The organism is Cylindrospermum stagnale PCC 7417, from assembly GCF_000317535.1.
Classification (GTDB): Bacteria; Cyanobacteriota; Cyanobacteriia; order Cyanobacteriales; family Nostocaceae; genus Cylindrospermum; species Cylindrospermum stagnale.
Genome location: NC_019757.1, coordinates 2,545,616 through 2,556,876 on the forward strand (window position 1 = coordinate 2,545,616; position 11,261 = coordinate 2,556,876).

5 protein-coding genes are annotated in these 11,261 nt (G+C 41.7%); 2 read left to right on the forward strand and 3 right to left on the reverse strand.

Translation table 11 applies throughout. The features are described 5' to 3' along the window. Positions 1-330: 330 nt before the first annotated feature. Entirely contained in the window at positions 331-6,312 is a 5,982-nt protein-coding gene (locus tag CYLST_RS10305) for a hybrid sensor histidine kinase/response regulator (RefSeq protein ID WP_015207660.1), read from the forward strand. After that, a complete protein-coding gene (locus CYLST_RS10310) occupies positions 6,312-7,832 on the forward strand; it encodes a hybrid sensor histidine kinase/response regulator (protein ID WP_015207661.1) in 1,521 nt (506 codons plus the stop codon). Before CYLST_RS10305 ends, CYLST_RS10310 begins: the two co-directional genes overlap by 1 nt. 259 nt (positions 7,833-8,091) lie before the next feature. Here CYLST_RS10310 and CYLST_RS10315 read toward each other — a convergent pair whose 3' ends face one another. From CYLST_RS10315 to CYLST_RS10325, 3 genes are all read right to left on the reverse strand, one after another. Next, positions 8,092-9,342: a nucleotidyl cyclase domain-containing protein gene (locus CYLST_RS10315; RefSeq protein WP_015207662.1), complete on the reverse strand. Its 1,251-nt coding sequence runs from the start codon at positions 9,340-9,342 to the stop codon at positions 8,092-8,094. 22 nt (positions 9,343-9,364) lie between these two features. After that, positions 9,365-10,243, reverse strand: coding sequence for an ATP adenylyltransferase family protein (locus CYLST_RS10320; protein WP_015207663.1), 879 nt, complete (start codon positions 10,241-10,243; stop codon positions 9,365-9,367). A 364-nt stretch (positions 10,244-10,607) separates the two neighbouring features. Next, entirely contained in the window at positions 10,608-11,228 is a 621-nt protein-coding gene (locus CYLST_RS10325; protein ID WP_015207664.1) for a tyrosine-type recombinase/integrase, read from the reverse strand. Positions 11,229-11,261: the final 33 nt, after the last annotated feature.

An 11,261-nucleotide genomic window follows, 5' to 3' on the forward strand; every position in this document is an offset into this window, starting at 1 on the left:
AAAAATTAGTGAGGAAAAAAGGGATGAGGGGATAAGAAAAATGCGCCAATTCTTGGAAGATGTGGCAAGAAGACAGACCCAAAATAACAGTCCCAATGGGTTATTTACCTCCCTGATTTTTAGCACGTCATATTTTCGCGTAGCTCCCGTATTGGGATGTGAGTAATAGCAAACTTATATTTCCAAATGTTGAGCTTTATTTAGCTTTAGAGAATTTTTTGGCTGGCTGGGAATGCTGAATAAAGCACCTCATTGTCCTTTCGTTTGATAGTGCTGGACACCACCCATTAGCCTCACGCCTAGTTCACCCTAACACTCAGTCTGAGAAAAATGATACCTAACCTTCCCGGTTACAACTTTATTGAAGCTCTGCATGAAGGTGTGAATACCTTTATTTATCGTGCTTCCAAGCAGTTGAATCAAACCTTTGTGATTGTTAAAGCCCTCAAAGCCGAGTATCCCAGCCTCGAAGAGCTAACCCGACTAAGACACGAATATAAAATTTTAAAAACCGTCGTAGATATAGAAGGAATTGTTGAGCCAATAGCTTTAGAAAATCATCATAACGGTCTAGCCCTAATTTTGACAGACTTTAGTGCAGAATCCCTGAAAAAGTATATCAGCGATCGCCAATTGTCATTAACCGAATTTCTAAAAATAGCCATTCAGCTAGCATCAACTCTCACTCAACTGCATCAAGCCAAGATTATTCATAAAGATATTAAACCTGACAACATCGTCATTAACCCAGAAACCGGGCAAGTTAAAATCATCGACTTCAGCATATCATCGCGCCTAGAAAAAGAAAATCAAAGCATCAGCAATCCCAATTTACTAGAAGGCACCCTTGCCTATATGTCACCGGAGCAAACTGGACGGATGAATCGGTCAATTGACTACCGTACAGACTTCTATTCTCTAGGTGTTACCTTTTATCAAATGCTGACAGGTTCGCTGCCTTTTAATGCCGCTGACCCGCTGGAATTTGTTCATTGCCATATTGCAAAAACACCAATACCGCCTCAAGAGCTAAATCCAAAAATTCCCCAAGCGGTTTCTGACATAGTAATGAAATTGTTAGCTAAAACTGCTGAAGATAGATATCAAAGCTCTCTAGGACTAAAAGCCGATTTAGAAACCTGTCTCACCCAGTTGCAGACGGATGGCGAGATTTCCCCCATTATTGTCGGTCAGCTAGATTCATACAGCCAATTTTCTATTCCGCAAAAACTCTACGGACGAGAAAGAGAAGTTGCTACTTTGTTGTCAGCATTTGACCGCGTTAGTGCTGGCACTACGGAAATGATGTTAGTTTCTGGTTACTCAGGCATCGGCAAATCGTGCTTAGTTCACGAAGTTCACAAACCGATTGTACGGCAGCGGGGTTATTTTATCTCCGGTAAATTTGACCAGTTCAAGCGGAATATTCCTTTTGCTTCCTTAATTCAAGCATTCCAGGATTTAATGCGCCAGATGCTAACTGAAACCGATGACCAAATAGCTGTTTGGAAATCAAAACTTTTAGAAGCCCTCGGCTCCAACGGTCAAGTAATTATAGACGTTATTCCCGAATTAGAACGAATTATTGACCCGCAGCCAGCAGTTCCTCAATTAAATCCATCTGAATCACAAAACCGATTTAATCGGGTGTTTCAACGATTCATTCATGTATTTAGTCAACCCGAACACCCGCTAGTTTTGTTTCTGGATGACTTGCAGTGGGCAGATTCAGCTTCCCTCAAGCTTATCCAGTTAATTATGACCGACCCAGATAGCCAATATTTATTGCTAATTGGCGCCTATCGAGATAACGAAGTAAGTGCCACTCATCCCTTGATTCAAACATTGGAGGATATTCAACAGACTGGTGCGATTGTAAATAACATTATCCTCCGGTTTTTGGATATTGCTCATGTCGGTCAGTTAGTAGCCGATACGCTTCGTAGTGAAAATTTAAAGTCAAAGCCGCTAGCTGAGTTAGTTTTTATCAAAACCCAAGGTAACCCATTTTTCTTAACTCAGTTACTCAAATCTCTTTATCAGGATAACTTGTTATACTTTGACTTCAAGCGCGGGTTTTGGCAATGGAATATTGAGTTTATCGAGGGAGTTAACATAACTGATAATGTCGTTGAATTGATGGTCAGTCAAATTCAAAAATTGCCAGATAAAACACAGAATGTGTTAAAGTTTGCCGCCTGCATTGGAGACAAATTTACTTTAGATATGTTGGCGATTATTAATAAAACATCTCAGTCAGAAACAGCAGCAGATTTGTGGGAAGCTCTGCAATCAGGTTTGGTTATGCCCCTAAACAATTCATACAAAACACCACTCGTTTTTGACTCAGAACAAATGGAGACTGAGAACAGGCGATCGCCCATTACCCAGCACCCATCACCCGTTACCTATAAGTTTTTACACGACCGAGTGCAGCAAGCGTCTTATTCTCTCATCCCAGATGACCAGAAAAAACAGACTCACCTAAAAATCGGCGAACTGCTACTAAAACATACCTCAGAAACGGAAATTGAAGAAAATATCTTTGAGATTGTCAACCAACTGAATGTTGGTGCTGAATTCATCACCCAACAGCCTCAAAAAGATAGACTGGCTCAACTCAATCTCATAGCTGGACAGAAAGCAAAAGCAGCAACAGCCTATGAATCAGCCGTTAAGTATTTAAATGTAGGTTTGGAACTCCTGGTAGCAGATAGCTGGGAGTGTCAGTACGACCTGACACTCAACCTTTATGTAGAAACAGCAGCAGTAGAATTTCTCAACACCAACTTCGAGCGAGCAGAAATACTTTCTGATGTAGTTTTGTCACAGGCAAAAACCCTGCTTGATCGAGTCCAGGTGTACGAGACAAAAATGCAGTTTTATATTGCTAAAAACGAAATGCAAGCCGCGTTAAATACCGGGCAGCAAGTCCTGAAAATGTTGGGGTTACCTTTATCAGCTAAACCCCCAACAAGACTGACTAGATTGAATTTAGGAGGGAAACGGATTGAGGATTTAACAGAATTGCCAGAAATGACTGATGCTTATAAATTAGCTGCACTGCGAGTCTTGATAAATCTGATTCCTCCGGTTTATATTGCAGCTCCCGAACTTTATCCACAGGTCGTTTTTAAAATGACCAATCTCTGTCTCAAATATGGAAACTCTTCTCTGTCAGCTTATACCTATGTACTTTATGGTATGTTCCTGTGTGGCGCTTTTGAAGACATGGATTCTGGCTATCAATTCGGTCAGCTAGGCTTAAAGCTGTTGAATCAATTCAATGCTAAGGAAATGACGGCGAGAATTTATGAAACATTTAATTATTTTATCAGGCACTGGAAAGAACCAGCTATTAATACTATAGAACCGTTACTTGAGGGTGTCCAAAGAGGGTTAGAAACAGGAGATTTAGAATATGCTTCTTATTCGGCTTGTTTTTATTGCACGCATTTATTCTTTATAGGTGAAAATCTAGAAATAGTTCTCCAGAAACAGGCACACTATATTGATTTAATGCAAAGAAACAAACAAGAGTTTCAAACTATTTATGCTAACATAGTTCGACAAACAAGTTTGAATTTAAGTAGAAAAACTGCGGAACCATGCCGATTAATCGGCGAAAGTTTTAATGAAGATGAAATGTTGCCAATTCTGATAAATAGCAACAATTATATGGCTATTTATCCTATATATGTTTCTAAAGTCATTCTAGGTTATTTATTTAAAAATTACGCTCAAGCTGCTGAAGATGCCTTGCTGGCAGAAAAATACGAACAAGGCGGACGAGCGTTGATGTACAAAGCCGAACACAAATTCTACTACTCTCTGACTCTCTTGGCTTTGTATCACACCGCATCAAAAAGCGATGCCTACGGCGGCAAGCTACGCCAACAATATCTCAGCCAAGTGACAGCGCATCAGAAAAAAATGAAGCAATGGGCGTTGCATTCTCCTGCCAACTATCAGCATAAGTACGAGCTTGTGGAAGCAGAGAAGGCGCGAGTATTGGAGCAAGACGTCAAAGCGATCGCGTTTTATGACCGAGCAATAAATGGAGCCAGACAACATGGATATATTCAGGAAGAAGCGCTAGCCTCGGAACTGGCCGCAGAGTTCTATTTTGCCTGTGGTAGAGAGAAAGTAGCTAATACCTATCTCAACGATGCCTACTATGGATATGGTCGCTGGGGAGCAAAGGCAAAAGTCAAAGCCTTGGAAACAAGATATCCTCAACTATTTCGGATGTCAAAGCGAGAAACCGTCAGTACGGACGTGACTCGGATCATTAGCTCTACGGGTGAAAGTGCTTCAGACTCGCTCGATTTAGCCACAGTCATGAAAGCATCTCAAGCCCTTTCTGGAGAAATAGTTTTAGGCAAGTTGCTAGCTAAATTAATGACAATTGTGCTAGAAAATGCTGGCGCTCAAACGGGCTACCTAATTTTAGAAAAATCAGGAGACTTGCTAATAGAAGCATGTGGTGCAGTAGATAAAACCGATGTCACCGTGCTACAAGGAACCCCAGTATCAACCAGTCAGCAGCTACCAATTTCACTGATTAACTATGTAGCCCGAACCCTGAAAAATGTTGTTCTCAGCGATGCGACTCGTGAGGGAACATTTACCACAGATACCTACATCGCTACTCATCAACCTAAATCTGTTTTATGTACCCCGCTCATCCATCAAGGAAAACTTAGTGGTCTCCTTTATTTAGAAAATAATCTCACCACTGCTGCATTTACGCCAGATCGCTTAGAAGTCTTACAAATGTTATCCTCTCAAGCGGCGATTTCAATTGATAATGCTCGTCTTTATAAAGACTTAAAATTAGCCAACACTGGCTTAGAAGTCAAAGTACAAGAGCGAACTCTAGAGTTACAGGAAAAAAATGTGCATCTGCAAAAAGCAGAAGAAACTGCACAATCTGCCAACCGGGCTAAGAGTGATTTCCTCGCTAACATGAGCCATGAACTGAGAACACCGCTCAATGGCATTTTGGGTTATGCCCAAATCCTCAAACGAGACAAAAGTTTAACCGACTCACAAAAAGATAGTGTGGGTATTATTCATCAGTGTGGCGACCACCTCTTGAACTTGATCAATGACATTTTAGACCTCTCCAAAATTGAAGCAAGGAAAATGGAACTCCACCCAACGGATTTTCATTTTCCAGAATTTCTAGAAGGCATTGCTGAAATCTGCCGTATCCGCGCCGAACAAAAAGGTATTTGCTTAATTTTTGAACAGATTACTCAACTTCCTACAGGTGTCAAGGCTGATGATAAACGGTTGCGGCAAGCCTTGATTAACTTACTAGGCAATGCGGTTAAGTTTACTGAAACTGGAGGCGTGGCTTTCAAAGTCGGCTATCACGAAGGGAGAATTCGGTTTCAGGTGGAAGATACAGGAGTTGGCATGGCACCAGAGCAATTAGAAGAGATATTTTTGCCGTTCCAGCAGGTAGGAGATCACGATCGCAAAGCCGAAGGTACGGGATTGGGACTGGCGATTACCCGTCAATTAGTTCAGATGATGGGTGGCGAAATCCAGGTGAAGAGTAACTTAGGCAAAGGGAGTGTTTTCTTCTTTGATTTGGATTTGCCTGAAGTTTCTCAATACGCTGATGTTGTCAAAAAAGAGCAACGAAATATCCAAAGTTTTAAAGGCTACAAGCGGAAACTTATCGTAGCAGATGACAGACAAGAAAATCGCTCAATTTTGGTCAAGATGCTATCGCCTTTGGGATTTGAAATTATGGAAGCAATAGATGGTCAAGATTGTCTCAATAAGGCATTTGAATCGAATCCAGATTGTATCTTAATGGACTTGTTGATGCCTCAGATGAGTGGCTTGGAAGCTACTCGTCGGCTCAGGCGAGCGCCAGAACTAAAGAATCTGATAGTGATTGGCACATCTGCCAGCGTTTTTGATTTCGATCTAAACAAAAGTAAAGAGGCAGGTTGCAATGATTTTCTACCTAAGCCAATCCGGATAACAGAGCTTTTAGAAAAATTACGGCTTCACTTAGAACTGGAATGGATTTATGATGATGAAAGTCTAGTATATAAAGACAACAAAGAAGAAAATCCTCAGCAATCATTGGTGGCTCCCTCAGCAGAAGAAATTGCAGTTCTGTTGAATTTAGCAATGAAAGGCGATCTCAAAGGTATTTTGGAGCGAGTTACTCACTTGGAAGAATTGGATGTTAAGTATGCACCTTTTTGTTTTGAGGTGCGTCAATTAGCTAAAGGGTTTCAAGTTAAAAAAATTCGTGAATTTCTGAAAAATATAGGAACAAACTAATGAGTATTTCAAAGATTGAAAATGGCGTTATCTTAATCGTTGATGACAACCCTACAAATTTAGGAGTATTATTCGATTTCTTGGCTGATTCTGGCTTTCAGGTGTTGGTAGCGCAGGATGGCGAGGATGCAATTGAGCAGGTCAAATATGCTCTTCCCGATCTTATTTTGTTAGATATACTCATGCCCGGAATGGACGGGTTTGAAACTTGCGAGCACTTGAAAGCTCAGGAATCAACTAAAGAGATCCCCGTGATTTTTATGACTGCGCTTTCTGAGACGGTGGATAAAGTCAGAGGGTTGAATCTCGGGGCGGTGGATTACATCACTAAGCCGCTTCAGCATGAAGAGGTTTTAGCTCGTGTCAAAATCCATTTAAGCCTGCGTAATCTGACCAAGAGACTGCAAGAGCAAAATGTGCTTCTGGAACAGGAGATTCAAGAGCGAACTAAGGCAGAGAACGCACTCTTAAAACTTACATCTGAGTTAGAAGAACGGGTGGAAGAAAGGACGGCTGCACTTGAGCAATCTAATCAGCTGCTGCAACAGGAAATCCAAGAGCATATTTTTACAGAGCAAGCATTGCAAGAATCAGAAGCACGCTACCGAAAACAAGCCAATCAGCTTGAAGTTGCTTTTCGCCAACTTCAAGAAGCTCAAAGCCAACTGGTTCATAGTGAAAAAATGTCCAGTCTGGGACAATTGGTAGCGGGTGTCGCCCATGAAATTAACAATCCCGTCAACTTCATCTATGGGAATCTGACTCACGCTTATCAATATACCCAAGACTTGCTCGATCTCTTGAATCTCTATGCCAAGTACACTCCCTCACCGCTACCTGAAATTCAGAAGCTAACTGAGGCGATAGATTTAGAATTTTTGAGTGAAGATCTGCCCAAATTGCTGAGTTCGATGAAGGTTGGGGCTGACCGCATCCGCCAGATTATTCAGTCGTTACGGATTTTTTCCCGCGTGGATGAAGCCCAAATGAAGCCGATGGATATTCACGCTGGGCTAGATAGTACGTTGCTGATTTTGCACAATCGGTTCAAAGCCAGCTCTAACTATTTAGGTATTCAACTCGTTAAAGAGTATGGCGACCTACCCCTTGTGGAGTGTTATGCGGGACAACTCAACCAAGTGTTTATGAATCTACTGGCGAATGCTCTTGATGCTCTGGAGGAGTACGATAAAGAGCGATCGCCACAGGAGATTTACTTTTGCCGCAGTACGATTCGGATTCGCACCGAAGTAACTGACAATGAGTTTGTCACTATTTGGATTGGGGATACTGGCCTCGGTATGGCAGAGGAAGTACGCGATCGCCTATTTGACCCCTTCTTTACGACAAAAGCCGCAGGTAGAGGCACAGGTTTAGGCTTGTCGATTAGCCACCAAATTATTGTCTCCAAACATGGTGGTCAGATAATGTGTCTTTCAGCACCTGGGCAGGGAACAGAGTTTATGATTAAAATTCCGATTCGCTCGCACTCTCTAGAATTGGCGTACTCCAAGAAATAAAATGCCCTGTAATTCTGTATCCCTTACGGAAGCCGCAGGCATACATAGCGAAGTGAAGTGCACAATTGAGAGAGATACTTCACTCCGCTTTACTCCGTTCAACATGACAACCCTAGTGCCGCTTTCTCGGAATTAAAAATTAACCATTAAAAATTAAAAAAGTAGATTACACAAGCTTTTGAGTTGAATCTCACTGGTTAGTTATTTTTGCCGCGATGCACTAGATTATTTTTTGAGGCTGGTTTATTTGTTTAATCAATTAACCTTGATAGGCAGTAATTTCAACCCCAGAAACTGTATAGGTAATTTCTGTAAATTCCCTCAAATCCAGTAATTCTTTAATTGTGGAGTTCACATACAGCTTTCCAAATTCCCCTTGATCTTGAGCCATTTTGGAAGCAATATTCACCGGCATTCCGGCAATATCTTTACCACCCACAGCCAAATCAGAAATCAAAACTTGCCCAGTGTCAATCCCTATGCGGGTAGTGATATCTAGTACCGCTAGTTCGTAACGAAATGCTTGGGCAAAGTTGAAGGCTGCGATAGCTTCATCAAAAATATAAATTCCTAAAGAACCAATTACCTTAATTTCCTCACCATTGCTTTCGGCAAGAAGACGCAAACCGATATCCTTCATCTTAGCAGAAAATGCCAAGTTAGTGAACATGAAGACATCAGGGGCTGCGGTATCTTTGTTTTCCCGCTCAATGAGAACAACTACTTTATTTTGCAAGTACTTATCTGCTAACTCTTGACGAAAAATAGGATCATTCTGTCGGTTTTGATAAGCGATTAAGTCTGCATAAAAAATTTGAGAATAGGGAATAGGATATTGTTTATTCCCAGGCGGCACATCAGCTAAAATTGGCCCGTCTAACACCCGAAAAATATTGCCAATGATTGTTTCTACTTCATCTTTTTGAACAATAGTAAAATTGTGGTTAGATGGCAACCTCTGATAAAATCCTTGGCTGATAGCTATTTCTCCGCCTTCTGTTTCATTTTCAGTAATTTCTTCTATAGTGTCTGCTTCTAAACCATACAATCCACCATTAATGTAGTAAAAATCGCCATAATGTGCGCCAATTCCAATTTGAATTTGGCAATTTTTGCTAATTTCTCGTTGGATTGTCAGCAACGCAGATAAAAGAGTTTCCGGATTAACTGATGCTGGATAAAACATTTGCGTGTTGTCAGCAGCCCAAATACCAACGCCATATCCACCAAGGGCGATACCAAAGCCGTAGAGGATTTCCTTTGGCTGGTTAATGATTGCTAAAATTTCCAATAAGCCTTTTTGTTTCGTCAGTTTGGTTAGTCCAACGGAATCAGAAGATACGCTATAACCTTTAACTTTATACGGCTCAAGTAACTGCTGGGCTACTTCTTGAGTTTGCTCACTCTCCATCCACTTGGCAATTAGTTTCAGTGGCAACGTGCCGACGATATCTTGGGTAATGTCAAACAGGGATGGAGAATATTGATCCTTTCTCAATTTGTTAGTCATGTGCTCATGGCTGCTACAGGTTCTATAGCGTAGGTACCGCAACTTTCCTCAGGATAGTCATGGGGCCGTAGTCTTGGAGAATCTGCATTTGTTGTTGATTTCGCACCAACAACGCTCCCGCGAAGCCTAGGGAATTTATAGATATTTTCTCAAACTCTTCATGCGATCGCAAAACAATCAACATCCACTCTCGCGTCACTAGCAAATTATAAGCACCAGATGGCTGAAAATCCACAGCCTGCAATAAGCCGTGATAACGCTCAAGTGTCGATTCAGCACCCATTAGAGGATTTAGGGTGGTGAAGGCGTGGACAAAGGCAAATCCTGGTATAGTTGCGATGCCATCCTGAAATTTTGCTTCTGTCAGCAGCGGTTCAATGGGTATCTGCACTCCCGACGGTACAAGTGGTAGAGGGACAATTTGCAAATGCTTGTGTCGCTGACTGGCCCCCGCAATTTTGCCACTATTGTAGAATACCAAACCATCGAAATCAGCCAAACACGCCCACATAGCCGCAAAATCTGCCAAAGTGAGCAAGTTTTCCTGTTCTTCAAAAGCACGGGTAATCAGCAACAGGTGATAGTCAACAACATTAAATTTATTCAAAATACAAACATGCGTGTCGGAAATATCCGCCACAAACAAATCTTCTTCATAAGGTAAAAAAGGATTAAACTCTTCACCAGAGATAGCGGTTTGTTTCTCTTGTTTCTTCTTAGCTGCTTTTTTGCGGTTCAGATTAGACAAAATCCGCACCAAGAACCGCACCCCATCCTGTTCGACAAATTCAAACTCTGTCGGTATCGACAGCAGCGCCCCACATTGCAACGCGTGTTCAGTCCGTTCTTTGACACTTTTCCATAATGTGTCAGGTTCGAGTAATATTTTCCCTAGTGCCATTTGATTTTCCTTTCGGCGTAGAGAAATATTTTATCAGTATTGCCAACTACTCACCAAGCTTTCAGAAATATTTAAAATTGGTTTTCCTGAATTATTGAAATTGAAATTTTTGCTGGTTTGGGATTTAAACAATATTCAATTGTAATTTCTTCCCAGGTAGCAGCATCGGTGTATCTTCTTAAATCTCCAACATTTCGCGTTGCTATTATTGTATAAATTCCCAATTTTTCTGATAAAGTTATTGTTTGCGCTGCTAGTATCGCATCACCAGCAAGTTCTCTGCTATCTTGGGGTATTGCAACGATTCGTAAAAAATTCCGCCATATTGAGTGAAATGGTTACACACAAAGGATTGTAGATATATTCAGTCCGTCCAAAAAGATTCAAATCTCTGGGGAGACATTTGCGTGTAACGCACGGTGTGGTGAATATTCTTGTGTCCCAAGTAATCTTGAATTGCTCTGGTATCATGACCCTGGGCTGCTAAATAGTAGCCACAAGCATGGCGCAATTGATGGGGATGAACTGGTTCAGTGATTCCAGCGCGCTCGCCAGCGCGTGCGATAATGTGACGAACGGCTCTAGTTGATAGTGGAGCTTTACGCTCAGACACAAAAACATAGGAAGTATCAGGATAATCGCGTTGCAATTGACGCAAGGCTCTTAATTCTGGAGCGCGTAACGGATGAACAGTATCATGCCCATGTTTGAGACGACGAATGTCGATATAACCCTCTGACAAATCTACTTGTGACCACTTGAGCGCAACTAACTCAGCAGTACGAAGTCCATGCCGGAACATGAGTAAAATCATCGCTGCATCCCGCACAGAGTGCCGACCGATAGAACGAGCCGCACAGATCATGGCATCAACTTCTTTCGGTCGCAAATATTCTCGTTGGCGTGTAGATGGGCGTTTAGCTGGTGGAGTCGAGTAGTTAGTTGACTTTGCCGAAAATGGAAGTTGAGTAGTGTGGGTAGACATGGGCCAAATCCTCATGTCTTAGTTGCTATCTCC